The organism is Ruminococcus bromii, from assembly GCF_928721825.1.
GTDB lineage: Bacteria > Bacillota > Clostridia > Oscillospirales > Acutalibacteraceae > Ruminococcoides > Ruminococcoides bromii.
Genome location: NZ_CAKMVP010000003.1, coordinates 204947 through 223835 on the forward strand (window position 1 = coordinate 204947; position 18889 = coordinate 223835).

An 18889-nucleotide genomic window follows, 5' to 3' on the forward strand; every position below is an offset into this window, starting at 1 on the left:
TTAGTGCAATTTCTCCTTTTTTTGAGCCTGTAAGTGGGAGGTGATTTTTTTGACAGACCAAATTCTTATAGCGTTGATTTCATTTGCAGGAACTCTTGCAGGCTCTCTTGCGGGTATTTTCACAGCGTCAAGATTATCAAATTACCGCATTGAACAGCTCGAAAAAAAGGTTGACAAGCATAATAATCTTGTTGAGCGTGTATATCTTATTGAGCAGCACGAGGCAGTTAATGACAACAAAATCAAAACAGCGGAACACAGAATAGCGGATTTGGAAAACGAACAAAACAAGGAAAGGAAAATATAATATAATGAGTAAAATGAAAATATGCTTAAAAAAGCCGTGTTTAAAAAGAGCGTTCAGAACATTTATTCAGACTGCTCTCGGTTATGTTATTACCAATGTAACCCTCGCATTGGGCGGTCTTGATTTTAACGACGGTGATGTTGTAAAGAACGCTCTCATCGGTCTTGCTGTTGCGGCTGTTGCGGCAGGTGCATCGGCAGTAATGAATTTAAAAGAGGGAGAAGATAAAGAAAATGAGTAAGAAAATATATATCAGTCCGTCAAACCAAAACGGCAACACCTATGCAACGGGCGGTACAAATGAAATGGCTCAGTGCGACAAAATTGCCGCCGCAGCAGCCAAAGCACTCAGGCGCTGCGGATTCAATGTTATGGTCGCAAAGTCGGGCACGCTTATGCAGACACGCTGTCCCGAGTCGGATAAGTTTGGAGCAGACATTCATATGCCGATTCACACTAATGCGTTTAACGGCAAATATACGGGCGGTACAAGAGTGTTTTGCCTGAACTCAAACGGCAGAAAAGCCGCCGAGGCGGTAAAGTCTGCCCTCGGAGCAATCTCGCCCGGCAAGGACGATTCAGTCAGCTACAAAACCGACCTCTACGAAATCAATGTGCCGAAGGCATTAACCGTGTATGTTGAGTGTGAGTTTCACGACACCGTGACAGGCTCGGATTGGATACGCAAGAATACAGTTGCAATCGGAGAGGCAATCTGCAAGGGTATGTGCAATTATTTTGATGTGAAATACAAAACTGACTCTTCAGGCTCAGACAGTTCAAAAGCGGGTTCGGATAAAGCTTTCAGGCGTTATATCGTGAGAATAACCTCGTCAAACGGCGTGAATATCCGTAAAGGTCCGGGTACAAATTACGATGTGAACGGTGCTGTTCCAAAGGGCGGAGCGTACACGATAGTCGATGAAAAGTCGGGTGCAGGTGCAGCCAAGTGGGGCAAACTCAAAAGCGGTGCCGGATGGATAGCACTTGATTATACTGAAAAAATAAGATAAAGCAAAAAAGGAGTCGTGATTTTTCACGGCTCCGATTTTTATGCAGAAATTATGTAATTATGAATTTTTTCCAAACGCAAAAAAGACCGTCAAATGACAGTCTTTTTCGCGATTGTGTGTTTTATGAAAATGAATGTTTCAATAAAGAAGCAAACATTTTTGCCGAATATTAAGTGAACTTTTTCTCTGTTCACTGCTATATATTATACCGATTTTTAGGGGAAAATTCAAGGTGAGAGGGTGCAATTCTAATATTCATACAGTCAAAAAGACAAACTGTACAAAAAATCAAGAAGATGTTTGTACAGTATTTTTTTAGAATCTTGAATTACCCGACAAAAATGATGATTTGAAAAATTGGCTCTATACAAAATAAACAAAAAGTAAATCAATAAGAAATATTGTTTTTACTGTTAAACACCATTTTTAATTGGATTAATCTTTTTCCTGCGGATATTTGCCATAAAAATAAGTGCAACGATAAAGGCTACAGCTTCGCCGATCGGGAATGCAATCCAGATTATTGAAGATGCAAAATCAAAGCATGAAAAGATGTATGCAAGGGGCAGAGGAACAACAATAAGTCGTACAAGCGAAAGTATCAGCGAATGCACACCGTTGCCGAGTGCCTGAAAAATTCCCTGATATGCAATGTTAGCACCGACAAATATAAATCCGGGTGTGATAATTCTAATTGCAAGCATTGCAAGTTCGGTTGTCGATTCTGTAAGAGAGAATATTCCGAGTATCTGTTTTGCAAAAATTTGAAGAATTATAATTCCTGCACAAAGAATTGATACCGTGTAAATAAGTCCGTATTTAATGCTGTCGTTTACTCGCTTTTTATCCTGTTTGCCGTAGTTGAACGCTATAATCGGAATCATCGCATTGTTCATGCCGAATGCGGCAAAAAATACAAACTGCTGAATTTTGTAGTAAATACCGTAAGCCGTAACCGCATCCGTTGAAACTCTTACAAAAATAACATTGATGCTGTATGTCAAAATCGACATAAGCGCCTGCATAATAATAGCGGGGATACCAACCTGATAAATCTGCCTGATAATCCTGCCTTCGGGTTTCATATACTTTAATGATGTGTTGAAATGCTTTGAATTGCATCTGAAATAGAAATATGCGTCAATAAAGAATGAAATGAACTGACCTATAACCGTTGCAATAGCAGCACCGTCAATACCGAGCTTCGGGCAACCGCACCAACCGAAAATCATAATCGGATCAAGTATCATGTTCACAACCGCACCGACAATCTGTGCAACTGTTGTCTGCATTGTATATCCCGTTGCCTGTAACAGCTTTTCAAAAATCATGTACATACTAACGCCCAGTGAACTGTAGGTGCAGATTTTCAGATACGAAACAGCCATTGATGTGATAATCGGATCGCTTGTTTGTGAGGCTATGTATGCGTCAACTCCGAAAATTCCGAAAAGCACAAATACAACACAGGTGCAAAGTGCAAGAAAAATTGAGTTGCCCGAAATTTTACTGCACTTTTCTTTATTACCCTCACCAAGACTTCTTGACAAAATCGAGTTGATGCCGACTCCCGTACCGACTCCGACCGCAACCATAAGCATCTGAACAGGAAATGCCAGCGTGAGTGCATTTACCGCATAATCACCGAGTGCGGGTATATTCGGATCTTTCATACAGCTTACAAAGTAGCTGTCAACGATATTGTACACAGCCTGTACAACCATTGAAATTATCATCGGAACACCCATAGTAAGCAAAAGCCTGCTTATTTTTTCAGTTCCCATTTTATTCATTTTTTGCGTTTTTTCCATTATATAACCTCCGATGTTTTTGACATAAAAAATGCGCAGCATTGAAAATCCGGACTTATGCCATTCAATGCTGCACGATTACTCTTATTATACACTTTTTATTATGCTTTTGTAATTGATTTACACACCAAAATTTTAGTGAAAACGCAAAATCTTTTTGTTGATTATCCGAATTATATGTCATAAACAAAGAAATTTTGAAAAAGCAGAGCATAGTCCGTACAAAGGGACAGTGAATGTATGTCACATAAATTATCGAACAAATGTTCTTGAATTTGTTCGATATGTTCTATATAATGAAATTAGAAGGTTAAAAGCCCCGTCATACCTTCGGAATGAATAAAGCGGAGAAAGGACATATACATGATAGATTATTTTGAATGGTCAAACGAATATAAGAACACTGCAAATAACATTGCAGATGTTATTGACAGGCTCAAATCTGAAAAAAGAGGTAAATCGAATTTTTCAAAAAAAGAACTCGATGTAAAAATCGCAAAATACAAAATTTATTACAATGAGTGCATACACATTTCAAATTTGCTTTTAGGAAGATATTACGGAGAATGATTGAATGAAAAACATAATTCATATTACGGACAACAACAAGCACAAAATTATGGCTGATTCGGGTTTTATCCAAGGCAGTACCAACGAAAGCTCTCGTGAAAGGATGAAAAAAATTCTTTCAATGGCTGTTCTGAATGAACTGACCGAAAGACAGAGAATCTGTATCATTGATTACTATTTCAACGGAAAAAAGCAAAAGGAGATTGCCGAAAATCTTGGGATTGATTCGTCAACGGTTTCACGCCATATTATTAAGGCAAGGGACAAGCTAAGGCACATTGCTTCATACTATGTAAATTAGTCGGTTTGAATTTCAAAATCGGGGAGATACCACAAAAGAGCTTCTTCGGCACTGCAGCCGTTTTTGCAAAGATAGTCAATTCCCGAAAGGCTCACACCCACACATTCGGCATTTTCATCATAATTTTCTGCGTAGCAATCCCAAGGCGAGGCTACGCTGTGAAGATATTTGTAATTCACATTTTTATATGTAGTGCCGTTTGAGGTTTCGGAAAAGGGAATAAACAACACTTCGCTTTTTTTGCGGAGTGTTTTGTTTTTTACGCTTTCAGCCGCTTTCCTTATCTCCGAATAAACATCCTTCATATTCCCCGAAGCGTTTTCCTCATACAAAAAATCGTTTGCCTCAAATGAGTCGGGCTTTGCCCTGTAATCGGTGTTCATAAGGATGGCTGTTGCCTTTACTGTTTCGGCAGAGTAGCTGTTTTTATAAAGTCCTGCTGTCAGAGCACAGAGAATTTCATCTGAAGATTTTGAATTTTCAGGCGTGTCCGCTGTTGATACAGCTTGACTTGCACGGTTTTTTGCCGAACACCTTGAAGCTGCCATCGGAAGCACGGCGGTAAGAATTAACAGAACTAAAACTGTACATATTTTCCCTCTCATTATATTGCTCCTTTATTTCGCACAAAAAAATAAATAATACTAATCTATTTTGTGACTTATTTTTTCTTGACATAACGGTTATGTTGGCTTAAAATAATATATGATTGAACTGAAATAATAATTACCTGCAATTCAATTTGCATTAACAGCGCTGTTTTACTGCGTCTTATAATAATCGTGTAACACTGTTGCTTTTGAAAATCGGCATGTTACGGTACAGAAACGGAGAATTATATGAAAACAAAATATTCGATTATACCATTTATACCGGCTGTTATCGCAGCGGTCGGTCTCAAAATAATGAGTATGTTTGCTATGGACGGAAACGGTCTTTTGTTCGGAATGAATAAGTCATCAATCAACTATTGCGTAATCGGAATTTCACTCGGACTTTTTGCGTTGTGTGTGCTGATTAACCTTTTTGACAGAAGAACCGCACCGGTCTGTCCCGTAAAGAGAAATGTTGTTTCGGGTACACTCGCAATTTTGTCGGGTGTTGCAATTGTCGGTTCATCGTTTCTTACTCTGCTCAATACAACCGCCGGCAACAGTGAAGGCTATCTTTTGAGCATTCTGGTTGCGTTGTTCTCAATCCCTGCAGCCATCGCAATGGTTATGATAAGTAAGGTGCATTTTACAGGCAAGACAATTGTTTCAAATGCGTCTATGTTTTTTGTTTTCCCTGCGCTTTGGGGCTGCTGCGGACTTGTATCCGAATTTATTGCCGCTACAAAGGTTTCAATTTCAGCAAGCGATATGACGCCGCTTTTCTGTTATATCTTTATCACGCTTTACCTTTTCTCGAGTTCAATGGTTGTTTCAAGAGTAAAGGGCAAAAATCCTGTAAAGGCCTGCTTTATCTACGGTCTGCCTGCCGCAACTGTTTCACTTGCATACGGCGTAGGGGCTGTTCTTACCTCTTCTGTTGAAAACACAGGTGTCAGTGCTCTTGTGAATGGTATTATGTTCATTATTCTTGCTGCGTATATTGTTTCGTTCACTGTAGAAATGTTTACGGACTGCCTTACAAAAGCAGAGGTTGAAATTATTGACAGCCTTCCCGAAGATGAAGATACATACGAAAACAGCTACATCAGCTCGGGCGGTTACGACGAACTTGTTGTATCCGACAAAAATGATGAGGATGTTCCTCTGAGCGATGACAGCTACGAGACTGTTGCACAGGGTCTTTCTGATTTCGTAATGGGTTATGATGACGATAACTATGATGAGTCAACTATCAAAGACGCTAATATTAATGACGGTCTTGTCCTCGGTTACGGTGAAGAACCTCAAACTCAGTATGCAGAGAATACTGCCGCTGAGCCTGAGAAGGAGAAGACTGCAGAGCCTGTAAAAGAAAATCCCGTAAAGCCTGTTGAAAAAAATACAGTGAAGCCTGTTAAAGAGAGTCCTGCAAAGTCTGTTAAAAAAATTACGGCAAAGCCTGTTAAAGAGAGTCCTGCAAAGTCTGTTGAAAAAATTACAGCAAAGCCTGCTGAAGAAAATTCTGCAAGGTCAGTAAAAAATATTTCGGCAGAGCCTGAAATTCACGAGGAATTTAAGAATGCAAGGCGTATCAATACTCCCGAGAAAAAGCCGGAACCCATAAAGGCAGAAACTCCTGTTGAAAATTTTGAAGTTACAAGCGACAGAATGAGCGAAATCGACAGACTTCTCAAGGAACTCGAAGATAAAAAATAATTAAGAACATCGAATTAGGTGTTGACATTCAGGTTTTAAAGTGGTACCATACAAATGAAAAGAAAATTGATTTTTGATGAGGACACGATTTGCAGTCCTGCTTTTTCCAGAGAGCGAAATTATTTGCTGTGATATTTCGCAAAAAGCATTGCAAGTTACCACCTTTAAGACTGTGCAGGAAATGGCACGGCGTCTGGTTGCGTTAAAACCGTCAAGAGGGCTTTAAGCCGAACTTGGGTGGAACCACGATTTATTCGTCCCAATATTCCGTTTTTGGAATATTGGGATTTTTTGTTTTCATCACATATTAAAAAGGAGAATGGTTATGATTAATGTTGAATTAAAAGGCGGAGCAGTCAAGGAATTTGAAAACGGTACAACTCCTGCCGAAATTGCAAAATCAATCGGTGCAGGCTTGTACAAGTCTGTTTGCTGTGCAAAGGTTGACGGCGACCTTTGTGACCTCAGAACACCGCTTGAAAAAGATTGTAAGGTTGAACTTCTCACATTCGATAATGTTGACGGTCAGAAAACTTTCTGGCACACAGCATCTCATGTTCTTGCTCAGGCAGTAAAAAGACTTTATCCGAATGCAAAGTGTGCAATCGGTCCTGCCGTTGACAACGGTTTTTACTATGATTTTGATGTTGAAAAGCCTTTCTCACCCGAAGACCTTGAAAAAATCAAGGCTGAGATGAAGAAAATCGTAAAATCAGGTCTTGAGCTTGAAAGAGTTGAGCTTTCTCCCGAGGAGGCTGAAAAGAAACTTGAAGACATGAACGAGCCTTACAAGGTTGAACTTGTTAAAGAACATTCCGACAAGGGCGAGCATATCACATTCTACAAACAGGGTGAGTTTATCGACCTCTGCGCAGGTCCTCACCTCATGAGCGTTGCACCGATCAAGGCTATCGAACTCACAGCCTGCACAGGCGCTTACTGGAGAGGCGACGCAAACAATGCACAGCTTTGCCGTGTTTACGGTGTAGCTTTCCCTAAGGCATCAATGCTTGAAGAACACCTCAAAAAGCTTGAAGAAGCAAAGCTTCGTGACCACAACAAGCTCGGTCGTGAACTTGAATACTTTACAACTGTTGACTATGTCGGTCAGGGACTTCCTATTCTTCTTCCAAAGGGTGCAAGAGTTGTTCAGCTTTTACAGAGATGGGTTGAAGATGTTGAGCAGTCAAAGGGCTGTCTTCTTACAAAAACTCCTCTTCTTGCAAAGAGAGATCTTTATAAAATTTCAGGTCACTGGGATCATTATCTTGACGGTATGTTTGTACTCGGCGATCCGGATGACGAAGAAAAGGAATGCTTCGCACTTCGTCCTATGACTTGCCCGTTCCAGTATCAGGTTTATCTTAACAAACAGCGTTCATATCGTGACCTTCCGATGCGTCTTACGGAAACATCAACACTTTTCCGTAACGAGGCAAGCGGTGAGATGCACGGTCTTATCCGTGTTCGTCAGTTCACAATTTCAGAAGGACACTACATTCTCCGTCCAGATCAGCTTGAACAGGAATTCAAGGGTTGTCTTGAACTTGCTAAATATTTCCTTGACACGGTAGGACTTCTTGAAAACTGTACTTTCAGATTCTCACAGTGGGATCCCGAAAACAAGAATAATAAGTATGAGGGTACAAAGGAACAGTGGGAAGAGTCACAGGCTGTTATGAAAACTATCCTCGATGACCTTGATGTTGACTATGAGGTTGGTATTGACGAGGCCGCATTCTACGGTCCGAAGCTTGATATTCAGTACAAGAATGTATTCGGTAAGGAAGACACAATTGTTACAATCCAGATTGATATGCTCCTTGCCGAAAAATTCGGTATGTACTACATCGACAAGGACGGTCAGAAGAAGCTTCCGTATATTATTCACAGAACTTCACTCGGTTGCTTTGAAAGAACTCTTGCATATATGATTGAAAGATTTGCCGGTGTAATGCCTCTTTGGCTTGCTCCCGAACAGATCAGGCTTCTTCCGATAAAAGAGGGTAATGTTGAGTATGCACAGGGCATTGCAGACAAACTTACTTCACTTGGTATGAGGGTTACTGTTGACAGCAGAGATGAAAATATCGGTCCTAAAATCAAGGCTGCAAGACTTGAAAGAATCCCGTACATCCTTGTAATCGGCGACAACGAGATGAATTCATCAACGGTTACGGTTCGTTCAAGAAAGAGAGGAGAAATCCCGAATATGCCTGTTGACGAATTTGTTGCTCTTGTTAAGAACGAAGTAGACACAAAAGAAAAATAATTCTGTAATTTTTTCGGAGGGATGCTGATGTCCGGAGGATTCACTCCGTTTGATAAAAACAGCTACAAGGAATCGAAACGCAGACGAAAACAGGCACTTATTGAGGAAAAAACAGGAAGGATTCTTCCTGTTTCCAATCCTCGCCGAAGGTACATTGCGATAATTTCCGTCGGTGTGATTCTTGCCGCAGCGATTGTGTTCGGAATCTTTGCAATTCTAAAAAGCAATCAGAAAAGTAATTCCGAAACTCCCGAACAGCTTCAGACCGAAAGCGAAATGCTGCTGACGGTTGTTGACAGTGCAAATCCGCTTGATAAGGATTATGTGCCTGATCTTGAAACTTTGAACGGATTCAGAGTGAACAGTGACGCACTGAAACCGCTTGAAAATCTTTTGAAATCGTCAAAAGAAAACGGTACCGAGCTTAAAATCAAAACTGCCTATGTTAGCTATGACGAACAGGAGGAAAAGTTTCAGTCCGAACTTCAAAAACTGGTGAAGTCATCCAAATACACAACTGTCAGGGCAGAGGCTGAGGTTTTGAAAAACACACCTCACGGCGGACAGTCGGAATTACAGACAGGGCTGTTGATTGAATTTGACTTTTCCGCAGAGGGATCAAGGGCTTTTCTCGAACGGAGCTGTGTTGAATACGGCTTTATACAAAGGTATCCCGAGAACAAAACCGAAGTAACCCGAATGAATCCGTCAGACTCGCTGTACAGGTATGTCGGTTCGGAAAATGCAAAGGCTATGAGATCATACGGAATGTGCCTTGAAGAGTATAACAGCTACCTTCAAAAGCAAAAAAGTCAAAATAATTTAAAAAAATCTTAAAAACACTTGCATTTTGCAATATTGTGATGTATAATTGATTCGTTAATTGTGTAATGTCAGGTAGGTGAAAACGATGAAAGAGAATATCCATCCTAAGTATGAGAAAACAACAATTACTTGTGCTTGCGGTAATGTTATTGAAACAGGTTCAACAAAGAAAGATATTCGTGTTGAAATTTGTTCAAAATGCCACCCATTCTTTACAGGAAAGCAGAAATTAGTTGATACCGGCGGACGCGTTGACAGATTCAAAAAGCGTTTCGGTATGGATAAATAATTTATTATGTAATTGTTTAGGCGGCACATTTGTGCCGCCTTGTTTACTTTACAGATATTTTGTATAAGCTTGTGCAAGGTGTCTGTATAATTGAGGTATTATTATGGCGAAGGATTACAAAACCGTTCTGAGTAACGCAAAAGACGAATTTGTTGAAAAGCGTTCACGCTTTATCGGCTATTGCAAACCCGTAACCTGTGAGCAGGAGGCTGTTGATTTTATCAACGAAAAACGCAGTGAGCATTGGAACGCAACTCACAATGTTTACGCCTATTCTCTGCGTGAGGGCAACATAAAGCGTTACAGCGATGACGGCGAACCCTCGGGGACAGCCGGTATGCCTTGCCTTGATGTAATTGTAAAAAATGAAATTTATGATGTATGCGTTGTCGTTACCCGCTATTTCGGAGGTGTTCTGCTCGGCACGGGAGGACTTGTGAGAGCATATTCTCACGGTGCAAAAATTGCCCTTGACGCCGCAAAAATTGTTAAAATGCAAAACTGCCTTGTGTGTTCGGCTCGCTGTACATACAATCAGTACGGAAAAGTTTCGGCGCTTGTAACGGATAACGGCGGTGCGGTTGACGATACTGTCTATGAAGGCGATGTGCTTATCAAATTTCACATTTCGCCCGACTTGATCTCACAGCTCAATAAAAGGCTTGCCGACGCAACATCGGGTGAGGTTCAGGCAGTTTCCGATGAAGAAAAATATTACGCTGTTGAGGTTTAAAATTCTTTTCTGACAAATTGTCTTTTATTTTGACCTCGAAAAACGGCAAAATAAAAAATTCTTTGAAATTTTTGAAATAATTAAAGGAATATTCAAAAAAATTTCGTAAAAAGCTAATAGGTAGGAGAGAGGAGGAGTTTTATGGCTTTCCCTGAAAGCTTCTTGCAGGATTTAAAAATGCGAAACGATATTACGGATGTTGTTTCGGGTTATGTCAATCTCAAAAGACAGGGAAGAAATATGGTCGGCCTTTGTCCGTTCCACGGTGAAAAAACTCCTTCCTTTAATGTATATTCCGAAAGCGGTTCGTTCTATTGCTTTGGCTGCGGAGTAGGCGGAGATGTCGTTTCTTTCATTATGAGAATTGAAAATCTCGACTATGTAGATGCGATAAAGTACCTTGCACAGCGTGCAGGACTTGATATGCCCGAAAACAACTACGATGACAGTATGGGTCGTCTTAGAAACAGGGTGCTTGAGGCCAACCGTGAGGCGGCAAAATTTTATTACAATACTCTGTGTTCTCCGCAGGGCGGAAAGGGTCTTGATTATTTTCATTCAAGAGCCTTGTCCGACAGAACAATCCGACATTTCGGACTCGGTTATGCCGATGATAACTGGTCGTCACTCTGCACTCACCTCAAATCAAAGGGCTTTAAGGACAGCGAGCTTGTTGCCGCAAACCTTGCTGTCAATCGAAAAAACGGCGGCGGTATTTATGACAGATTCACCGACCGTGTAATGTTTCCGATTATCAATCCGAGGGGAAATGTTATTGCGTTCGGCGGCAGGATTATGTCGGATGCAAAGCCGAAATATCTCAACACCTCTGATACGCCGGTGTTTAAAAAGAGTGCAAATCTGTTTTCACTCAATAACGCAAAAAATTCGGGCAAGCGAACTCTCATTCTCTGTGAGGGTTATATGGATGTTATTGCTGTTAATCAGGCAGGCTTTACAAATGCCGTTGCAACTCTGGGAACGGCTCTAACAGGCGAACAGGCTGTTTTGATGAAACGGTATGCCGATGAGGTAATTATCTGTTACGATGCCGATGAGGCAGGTCAAAAGGCTACCGCAAGAGCAATTCCGATACTCAGAAATTCGGGACTTAATGTAAAGGTTCTGACAATTCCAAGCGGTAAGGACCCCGATGAGTTTATCAAATCAAAGGGTAATGACGGTCCTGCCGCATTCAAAGCGTTGCTTGACAAATGCGGAAACGATGTTGAATACCGACTGCAAAAGCTAAAAAATGCACACAATATTCAGCTGACGGAGGGCAAGGTTGCTTTTCTTGAGGAGGCGGCAAAGCTGATTGCAACTATCGGCAGTCCGATTGAACGGGATGTCTATTCTTCAAAGGTTGCATCCGAACTCGGAGTTGACAAAAATGCATTCAAACAGCAGGTGTCGAGGGTGTCACGCAGAGGTGAAAGGGTAGAAGAAAAGAAACAGGCTCGTCAAATTCAGCTTGAACTCAGCCGAAGAAACGATAAAATCAATCCCGAGCATTTTCAAAAGCCACGCAGCTCAAGCGCAGAGGAGGCTCTCTTGGTATATTTGCTCAATAATCCGGATGCGTATGAAGTGATTTCTGCAAGGGTAAAACCCGAACAGTTCCAAAACAGTCTTATACGAAGGTTTTTTGAATATTTCGGCAGTCGCATAGAAAATGGAAAAGATCCTCTTACAAATGTGGCGGCTGATTTTACACAGGATGAAGTTTCAAAGCTCTATCAGCTGATGTCACAGTCAATTTCAGGTGTGTCAACCGAAGAGGCAATGAACGAATACATAAATGTTATCAACGAGGAAAGCTCAAAGCTCAATTCCGGCGATTTAGCCGAGGTTTCAAATGAGGAGCTTATGGCATATCTCGATAAAATAAGGAAAAAGAAACAGTAAGCACAGGAAAGGAAAATGAGTATGGCAGCTACACCCGATAAGAAAACGGTAGTAAGGGATCTTATGGAACTCGGTAAGCAGAAAGGTCAGCTTACCAATCAGGAAATTCTCGACGCAATCGGAGAAATTGACTTTGATCCCGAACAGCTTGAAAAGCTTTACGATTCCCTTGCACAGCTTGGCATTGAAATTGTTGAGGATTCAGGCGACATTAAAATTGATGACATTGACCTTGGCTTTGATGAAAACAAAGACGGCGACTCACACACACCTGTTGCGGAAACCGGCAGTGTTTCCGTTGATGACCCTGTAAAGGTTTATCTTAAAGAAATCGGACGGGTTCCGCTCCTTTCTTCTGACGAAGAAATCAACCTTGCAATTAGAATTGCCGATGGAGATGTTGCCGCAAAACAGCGACTTTCGGAAGCAAATCTCCGTCTTGTTGTTTCCATTGCAAAGCGTTATCTCGGCAGGGGAATGCAGTTTCTCGACCTTATTCAGGAGGGCAACCTCGGTCTTATCAAGGCTGTAGAAAAGTTTGACTATACAAAGGGCTTTAAATTCTCAACATATGCAACATGGTGGATCAGACAGGCCATTACCCGTGCAATTGCCGATCAGGCTCGTACAATCCGTATTCCTGTTCATATGGTTGAAACTATCAACAAGGTTAAAAAGGTTCAGAGCCAGCTCCTTCACCAGAACGGTCACGAGCCGTCTGCCGATGAAATTGCCGCTGAAATTGATATGCCTGTTGACAAGGTTCGTGAAATTATGCGTGTCGCTCAGGAGCCTGTTTCGCTTGAAACCCCTATCGGTGAGGAGGAAGACAGCCATCTCGGTGACTTTATCCCCGATAACGATGCTCCCGCACCTGCCGATGCCGCATCACACACAATGCTCCGTGAACAGCTTTCCGATGTTCTTTCAACACTCACTCCCCGTGAGGCAAAGGTTCTCAAACTCCGTTTCGGTCTTGAGGACGGCAGAAGCAGAACGCTTGAAGAGGTTGGCAAGGAGTTCAATGTAACCCGTGAGCGTATCCGTCAGATTGAGGCAAAGGCTCTCCGCAAGCTCCGCCATCCGTCAAGGAGCAGAAAGCTTAAGGATTATCTTGATTACTGATTGTTAAACGCTTATGATTACCTTCGATGAGTGCGGCGCAATGCTTGACGAGATTGCGGACTCAATGCCTTATGAATTATACAGAGATTTAAACGGAGGAATTTCGCTTCTTCCGCAGTCAAAGGTTCATCCGAAAGCTCTTCACAATGATTTGTTCATTTTGGGTGAGTACATACGCAATTCTCTGGGCAACGCCATTGTGTTTTACTACGGTTCAATCAACAGGGTTTACGGCACTCTTGATAAAGAGGAATACCGAAATAAGCTTGTTGAAATACTTCATCACGAGGTTCGCCATCATAACGAATATCTTGCAGGCTGCGATGACCTCGGAATTTATGACAAAAATCAGATTGAAGATTACCTTAGAAAACACGGAAAATAATCAAATGAAATTTTAAAAGGACAGCTTTTAATCCGAAGCTGTCCTTTTTTGTCATCTAACCTTTATAATCTGTCCCGGATAAATCACATTCGGATTTGAAAGTCCGTTAAGCCGTGAAAGATTGTCAACGGTTGTTCCGTGCATTTGTGCAATTATCCACAGCGAATCACCCGGACGGGCAACATGATACTGCGTTTCCGCACTACCGGCGGGAACCGTAAGAACCTGACCTACAAAAATAGCGTCAGGAGTTTGAATGTTGTTGTATTTTAATATGTCATTCACCGTTGTCTGAAAGAACTGCGCAATGCCAAAAAGCGTATTGCCCGGACGAACGGTGTACTGAACCATTTCCATATCTGTCCTCCTTGCTTTTCATAGTAACAATATATGCCTGTGACAAAAATGCGTTACTCCTGCATAAAATAAACCATGCACGGAAAAATAACAATGCAGACAAAACACAGCGTTGCTCAGATTAAAAATATCTGAAAACGGTTTATGTTATAAAATTTCAATACGAGAGGGCATATAAATGGAAATAAAAATAGACAGAATAATCGGCAGAGAAATAATTGATTCAAGAGGAAATCCCACGGTTGAGGCGGAGGTTGGCCTTTCGGACGGTACCTTTGCAAAGGCTTCAGTCCCTTCGGGTGCGTCAACGGGAGAATTTGAGGCGGTTGAACTTCGTGACGGTGAAAAACGCTATCTCGGCAAAGGTGTGCAGAGAGCCGTTGAAAATATCAACAGCATAATTTCGCCTAATCTTTGTTGCGACTCACCTTTTGACCAGTGCGCAATCGACAGCAAAATGATTGAACTTGACGGCACGGAAAATAAGGAGCTTCTCGGTGCAAACGCTATTCTTGCCGTATCGCTTGCCTGTGCAAAGGCGGCTGCAAGACATTTGAAATTACCGCTTTTCCGTTATATCGGCGGAACATATGCAGTCAGAATGCCTGTTCCCATGATGAATATTCTCAACGGCGGTGCTCATGCATCTAACAATATCGACATTCAGGAGTTTATGATTATGCCTGTAGGCGCAAGATGCTTTTCAGAGGGACTTATGCAGTGCTGTGAAATCTACCATACACTCGGCAAAATTCTAAAAGAGAATAATATGTCAACAGGTGTAGGTGATGAGGGCGGTTATGCTCCAAGCCTGAAAAGTGATGAGGATGCAATTGAGTATATAATTAAAGCGATTGAAAAAACAGGTTATACTACTGATGAAATTAAAATTGCGCTCGATGCCGCATCTTCCGAATGGTATTCCGACGGAAAATATATTCTTCCAAAGAGAGGCGATTCGCTTTCAAGCGACGAACTTATTAATTATTTTGACAAGCTCTGTTCTGATTATCCGATTATCTCGCTTGAAGATCCGCTTTCCGAACACGATTGGGACGGTTGGCAGAATATTACTTCAAAAATCGGCAACAAAGTTCAGCTTGTGGGCGATGATTTGTTTGTTACAAACACAAAAAGGCTTAAAAAGGGTATAGAGCTCGGAGCAGGCAACGCGATTTTGATTAAGATAAATCAGATTGGCACTCTAACGGAAACGCTTGATGCAATTGACACGGCTCACAAGGCAAGTTATCGCACGATTATTTCACACAGGAGCGGCGAAACGGAGGACACAACCATTGCGGATATTGCCGTTGCGGTTAATTCGGGACAGATAAAAACAGGTGCTCCGTGCAGAACCGACAGAGTTGCAAAGTACAACAGACTTTTGCGGATTGAGAGCGCAATTGTCAACACTTCAACCTACGGAATATAACAGATTTCACCCCGACCGAGGTTGGGGTGTTTGTCTTTTAAGAACAAAATTTTATTACTATGTAAATTTAATTGCCAAATTGTATTTTTTTTGACAGATTTTTCTTTGCTTAATATAAATTTAAAAATAAACTTTTAGAAATTCAGCATATTGCATATATTTGTCAAAGAAAATTCTACAACAATAAAGCCTTTATCAATTGCTATATTCTTAATCGGAATTAAAATATATTGCCTTATATGATAAAATTAACTAATGAAATGCTAACATTGGAATTCGTACGGACTATTGTAAAACAGTGCTGATTGTAACCTTTGTTTTGCTCATATCCGAATAAGTCAGGAGGCATTTTTGATTGTTTCTAAAAAGATTATTGGCAGGAGTAATGACAGCTATGATGATTACGGGAATGTGTGCGGCTAATGTTTCGGCAGCGGAAAAGAAAACTGTAACAGATTATCAGGCATATGCTGCAAATCTGGATAAGTCGGCATATTCAGGTAATGATTTGGGAGCTTCTTACTCAAAAAAGGCAACGACCTTCAAGGTATGGTCGCCTAATGCGGCGTCTGTTCGTGTGAATATTTTTGAACACGGCAGTGATAATGAGGGAGATGCAGGTTCTATAATGTCAAGAGCTATGACGCTTGACAAAACAACAGGCGTGTGGTCTGTTACAATTAACGGTGACCTGCTTAACAAATATTACACATATTCCGTTACACACGGAAAAACAACTAAAGAAACAGCCGATGTTTATGCAAAGGCTTGCGGTGTGAACGGTCAACGCTCAATGGTTGTCGATTTAAGTACAACCAATCCCGATGGTTGGGAAAACGATAAGCATGTGCTTGTTCAAAACCAGACCGATGCGTCTGTGTGGGAGATCTCTGTAGCCGACTTTTCTTCATCGGAATCAAGCGGTGTCAGTGAAGCCAATCGGGGAAAATTTCTCGCCTTTACCGAAGGAGGCACAACAGTCAACGGTGTTCAGGGAGCGTCTTCAACCTGCATTGACTATCTTAAAAAGCTCGGTGTAAAGTATGTTCAGATTATGCCGTTCTATGATTTCGGTTCTGTTGACGAGAGCAAGAACATTATGGACCAGTACAACTGGGGCTACGATCCCGTCAACTACAACTGCCCCGAGGGTTCTTATTCTACAAATCCAAAAAAAGGCGAAGTGAGAATCAAGGAATGTAAGCAGATGATTCAGGCACTTCATAATGCCGGAATCGGCGTAATTATGGATGTTGTCTATAACCACACCTACACCTCTGATTCTTGGTTTCAGAGAACAGTTCCGAATTATTACTACAGAATGAACAGCGACGGAACATTCTCGAACGGCTCGGGCTGTTCAAATGATACAGCAAGCGAACATCTAATGTTCAGAAAATACATGATTGATTCCGTTACATATTGGGCAAGCGAATATCATATTGACGGTTTCCGCTTTGATCTTATGGGTCTTCACGATGTAACAACTATGAATACAATCCGTTCCGCTCTCGACAATCTTTATGCAGACGGCAGCGGCAGTCAGATCCTTATGTACGGTGAGGCATGGGATATGGCAACCAATTGTGACGAAGGCACATTATTGGCAAGTCAGAAAAATCTCAAGCAGTTGAGCGACCGCATCGGTGCATTTGACGATACAATCCGTGATGCAATCAAGGGCAGCACAGGAGGTACGGACGGTGCATTTATTCAGAACGGTTCTAACAGAGCTAATCTTAAAATAGGCATTGCAGGTCAGAGTGACACAACAACCGGCTGGGCAAATGCTCCGTCACAGTGCGTAACATATGCGTCGTGTCACGATAACCTTTGCCTTTACGATAAGCTTGTCGGTTCGGTTTACGGTGCCGACGGTAAATATCGCAGGAGATATGAAGATCTTGTTGCAATGAACAAGCTTTCTGCGGCAATTGTTATGACTTCACAGGGTATTCCGTTCTCCCTCGGCGGTGAAGAGTTTTGTCGCAGTAAAGACGGTGACGAAAACAGCTATGCGTCAAGCAGAAAGGAAAATCAGCTTGACTGGGAGAATATTGATCTCTATTCCGATGTAATTGAATATTACAGAGGACTTTATAAAATCCGTGACGCTTTTGCGGCATTCTCGGATTATACTGCTGCGACAGCCAACAGCCTTGCATACCTTTCCGATGTTCCTAAGGGTGTTACTGGTTATACAATCAATAACACAGAGAGCGGAAAATGGAATAAGATGTGCGTAATATTCAACGGCTCGGATTCTGCACAGAATGTAAACGCAAAAGGCGACTGGGTTGTCCTTGCGGATAACAAGACAGCGGGACTTCGCAACATAAAGAATGTTACAAACAGCGTAAAGGTTGAGGCTCATTCAGCCGTTATTATGGTTGATACAAAAAGCTACGATTCTGCCGGAATTATGGATGATGAGGGCGCAGTTGTAATTGATTATTATGACAACAAAACCGAAAAGCTCATAAAGTCGCAGACGCTCACGGGCGAGCTCGGAACAAGCTACGATATAACAAATCTTGCGTCTACTCTAAGCTATGATGTAAAGAAAACCGAGGGCGAAAGCAAGGGAGTGTTTACCGACCAGATTGGTCACGCAAAGGTTTATGTTGAAGAATATGACGGCGAGATGTCAACGGTTACGGTAAAGTTTGTTGATGAAACCAATAATACGGAAATTGAAGATTCTTATCTTGTGAGAAACAGAAGGGGAGAGCAGTACTATACTCCCGACCTTCCTTCCATCAAGAATTACAAGCTTGTTCTTGACGACCTTCCGACAAACGGTGCAGGCAAGCTTGATTCCGCAAGCAAGACCGTTACATACAAATATACTCGTGTTACAGATGATGAGGACAAGACAGTTTGCAGAGTCAACGCCATTTATATGGATGATTCGGGCAAGATTCTTGATACGAAGACAATCACAGGTGTTGAAGGACAGGCTTATTCACTCTCTCAAAATACATATGAGGAAAAAGAGCTTGTAAGCGTTCCGGAAAAGGCAAACGGAACATTCAAATCGGGTGAAATAAATGTGGTGTTCAGTTACTCGTCAAATCCCGATCCGCTCAAGCAAATGCTTCCGTTTGTATATGTCGGCACAGGACTTATTATTGCACTTTGTGCCGCATCAACGGTTTACTCTTCTGTTAAGCGCAAAAAGCGTCTTATGGCTGATCTTGACATTGAAGAGGACTGATTAGGGTAGTTATTTCCGTTTGCTGACGGAAT

General features: G+C 41.6%; 18 protein-coding genes. 15 read left to right on the plus strand and 3 right to left on the minus strand.

Annotated features, from left to right (window positions below):
* Positions 1–49: 49 nt before the first annotated feature.
* From QDI94_RS01235 to QDI94_RS01245, 3 genes are read left to right on the plus strand one after another with little or no spacing between them, the layout of a single operon-like run.
* Complete coding sequence (locus QDI94_RS01235) at positions 50–307, plus strand: hypothetical protein (protein WP_021883346.1); 258 nt, start codon at positions 50–52, stop codon at positions 305–307.
* A gap of 4 nt (positions 308–311) precedes the next feature.
* Positions 312–548: a hypothetical protein gene (locus QDI94_RS01240; RefSeq protein WP_178586273.1), complete on the plus strand. Its 237-nt coding sequence runs from the start codon at positions 312–314 to the stop codon at positions 546–548.
* Entirely contained in the window at positions 541–1320 is a 780-nt protein-coding gene (locus tag QDI94_RS01245) for an N-acetylmuramoyl-L-alanine amidase (RefSeq protein WP_278866519.1), read from the plus strand. The genes QDI94_RS01240 and QDI94_RS01245 overlap by 8 nt, the downstream gene beginning before the upstream one ends.
* Before the next feature lie 413 nt (positions 1321–1733).
* Here QDI94_RS01245 and QDI94_RS01250 read toward each other — a convergent pair whose 3' ends face one another.
* Positions 1734–3131, minus strand: a complete 1398-nt coding sequence (locus QDI94_RS01250) for an MATE family efflux transporter (protein ID WP_169923264.1) — start codon at positions 3129–3131, stop codon at positions 1734–1736.
* A 363-nt stretch (positions 3132–3494) separates the two neighbouring features.
* Here QDI94_RS01250 and QDI94_RS01255 point away from each other — a divergent pair, with 363 nt between their 5' ends.
* Complete coding sequence (locus QDI94_RS01255; protein ID WP_101029043.1) at positions 3495–3701, plus strand: hypothetical protein; 207 nt, start codon at positions 3495–3497, stop codon at positions 3699–3701.
* 4 nt (positions 3702–3705) lie between these two features.
* Positions 3706–4002, plus strand: a complete 297-nt coding sequence (locus QDI94_RS01260) for a sigma-70 family RNA polymerase sigma factor (protein WP_101029042.1) — start codon at positions 3706–3708, stop codon at positions 4000–4002.
* Here QDI94_RS01260 and QDI94_RS01265 read toward each other — a convergent pair.
* On the minus strand, positions 3999–4607 hold the full coding sequence (locus QDI94_RS01265; protein ID WP_101029041.1) for a hypothetical protein: 609 nt from the start codon (positions 4605–4607) through the stop codon (positions 3999–4001). The genes QDI94_RS01260 and QDI94_RS01265 overlap by 4 nt on opposite strands.
* A gap of 234 nt (positions 4608–4841) precedes the next feature.
* On the opposite strand from QDI94_RS01265, the gene QDI94_RS01270 reads away from it, so the two are divergent.
* From QDI94_RS01270 to QDI94_RS01305, 8 genes are all read left to right on the plus strand, one after another.
* Positions 4842–6311 carry a hypothetical protein gene (locus tag QDI94_RS01270; protein ID WP_278475467.1) on the plus strand — a complete coding sequence of 490 codons (1470 nt, stop codon included), beginning with the start codon at positions 4842–4844 and terminating at the stop codon, positions 6309–6311.
* A gap of 325 nt (positions 6312–6636) precedes the next feature.
* On the plus strand, positions 6637–8583 hold the full coding sequence (gene thrS / locus QDI94_RS01275; protein ID WP_278475465.1) for a threonine--tRNA ligase: 1947 nt from the start codon (positions 6637–6639) through the stop codon (positions 8581–8583).
* A 27-nt stretch (positions 8584–8610) separates the two neighbouring features.
* Positions 8611–9420 (plus strand): M15 family metallopeptidase, encoded by an 810-nt coding sequence (locus QDI94_RS01280; RefSeq protein WP_278866524.1) that lies wholly within the window; start codon positions 8611–8613, stop codon positions 9418–9420.
* A gap of 73 nt (positions 9421–9493) precedes the next feature.
* Positions 9494–9697 carry a 50S ribosomal protein L31 gene (gene rpmE / locus QDI94_RS01285; protein ID WP_015523645.1) on the plus strand — a complete coding sequence of 68 codons (204 nt, stop codon included), beginning with the start codon at positions 9494–9496 and terminating at the stop codon, positions 9695–9697.
* Positions 9698–9800: 103 nt separating this feature from the next.
* Positions 9801–10430 carry a YigZ family protein gene (locus QDI94_RS01290; RefSeq protein WP_278866526.1) on the plus strand — a complete coding sequence of 210 codons (630 nt, stop codon included), beginning with the start codon at positions 9801–9803 and terminating at the stop codon, positions 10428–10430.
* A gap of 141 nt (positions 10431–10571) precedes the next feature.
* Positions 10572–12338 (plus strand): DNA primase, encoded by a 1767-nt coding sequence (gene dnaG / locus QDI94_RS01295; RefSeq protein ID WP_278866528.1) that lies wholly within the window; start codon positions 10572–10574, stop codon positions 12336–12338.
* A gap of 21 nt (positions 12339–12359) precedes the next feature.
* The gene (rpoD, locus tag QDI94_RS01300; RefSeq protein WP_101029035.1) at positions 12360–13463 is read left to right on the plus strand and encodes an RNA polymerase sigma factor RpoD; all 1104 of its coding nucleotides are present in this window, start codon (positions 12360–12362) and stop codon (positions 13461–13463) included.
* 13 nt (positions 13464–13476) lie between these two features.
* The gene (locus tag QDI94_RS01305) at positions 13477–13848 is read left to right on the plus strand and encodes a metallopeptidase family protein (RefSeq protein WP_278419305.1); all 372 of its coding nucleotides are present in this window, start codon (positions 13477–13479) and stop codon (positions 13846–13848) included.
* Between the two features lie 51 nt (positions 13849–13899).
* Here the strand turns inward: QDI94_RS01305 and QDI94_RS01310 are convergent, their stop codons facing one another.
* A complete protein-coding gene (locus tag QDI94_RS01310; RefSeq protein ID WP_101029033.1) occupies positions 13900–14205 on the minus strand; it encodes a LysM peptidoglycan-binding domain-containing protein in 306 nt (101 codons plus the stop codon).
* Positions 14206–14383: 178 nt separating this feature from the next.
* Between QDI94_RS01310 and eno the strand changes: the two genes are divergently transcribed.
* Positions 14384–15640 (plus strand): phosphopyruvate hydratase, encoded by a 1257-nt coding sequence (eno, locus tag QDI94_RS01315; RefSeq protein ID WP_278475459.1) that lies wholly within the window; start codon positions 14384–14386, stop codon positions 15638–15640.
* Between the two features lie 355 nt (positions 15641–15995).
* A complete protein-coding gene (pulA, locus tag QDI94_RS01320) occupies positions 15996–18857 on the plus strand; it encodes a type I pullulanase (RefSeq protein ID WP_278866532.1) in 2862 nt (953 codons plus the stop codon).
* Positions 18858–18889: the final 32 nt, after the last annotated feature.

What these genes read in the sequence shown, in the direction of transcription:
- QDI94_RS01280 (WP_278866524.1), top strand. Translation starts at nt 8,611, where the DNA reads ATGTCCGGAGGATTCACTCCGTTTGATAAAAACAGCTACAAGGAATCG.
- QDI94_RS01270 (WP_278475467.1), top strand. Translation starts at nt 4,842, where the DNA reads ATGAAAACAAAATATTCGATTATACCATTTATACCGGCTGTTATCGCA.
- QDI94_RS01290 (WP_278866526.1), top strand. Translation starts at nt 9,801, where the DNA reads ATGGCGAAGGATTACAAAACCGTTCTGAGTAACGCAAAAGACGAATTT.
- rpoD (WP_101029035.1), top strand. Translation starts at nt 12,360, where the DNA reads ATGGCAGCTACACCCGATAAGAAAACGGTAGTAAGGGATCTTATGGAA.
- QDI94_RS01305 (WP_278419305.1), top strand. Translation starts at nt 13,477, where the DNA reads ATGATTACCTTCGATGAGTGCGGCGCAATGCTTGACGAGATTGCGGAC.
- dnaG (WP_278866528.1), top strand. Translation starts at nt 10,572, where the DNA reads ATGGCTTTCCCTGAAAGCTTCTTGCAGGATTTAAAAATGCGAAACGAT.
- QDI94_RS01240 (WP_178586273.1), top strand. Translation starts at nt 312, where the DNA reads ATGAGTAAAATGAAAATATGCTTAAAAAAGCCGTGTTTAAAAAGAGCG.
- eno (WP_278475459.1), top strand. Translation starts at nt 14,384, where the DNA reads ATGGAAATAAAAATAGACAGAATAATCGGCAGAGAAATAATTGATTCA.
- QDI94_RS01255 (WP_101029043.1), top strand. Translation starts at nt 3,495, where the DNA reads ATGATAGATTATTTTGAATGGTCAAACGAATATAAGAACACTGCAAAT.
- QDI94_RS01310 (WP_101029033.1), bottom strand. Translation starts at nt 14,205, where the DNA reads ATGGAAATGGTTCAGTACACCGTTCGTCCGGGCAATACGCTTTTTGGC.
- QDI94_RS01265 (WP_101029041.1), bottom strand. Translation starts at nt 4,607, where the DNA reads ATGAGAGGGAAAATATGTACAGTTTTAGTTCTGTTAATTCTTACCGCC.
- QDI94_RS01245 (WP_278866519.1), top strand. Translation starts at nt 541, where the DNA reads ATGAGTAAGAAAATATATATCAGTCCGTCAAACCAAAACGGCAACACC.
- QDI94_RS01250 (WP_169923264.1), bottom strand. Translation starts at nt 3,131, where the DNA reads ATGGAAAAAACGCAAAAAATGAATAAAATGGGAACTGAAAAAATAAGC.
- rpmE (WP_015523645.1), top strand. Translation starts at nt 9,494, where the DNA reads ATGAAAGAGAATATCCATCCTAAGTATGAGAAAACAACAATTACTTGT.
- thrS (WP_278475465.1), top strand. Translation starts at nt 6,637, where the DNA reads ATGATTAATGTTGAATTAAAAGGCGGAGCAGTCAAGGAATTTGAAAAC.
- QDI94_RS01260 (WP_101029042.1), top strand. Translation starts at nt 3,706, where the DNA reads ATGAAAAACATAATTCATATTACGGACAACAACAAGCACAAAATTATG.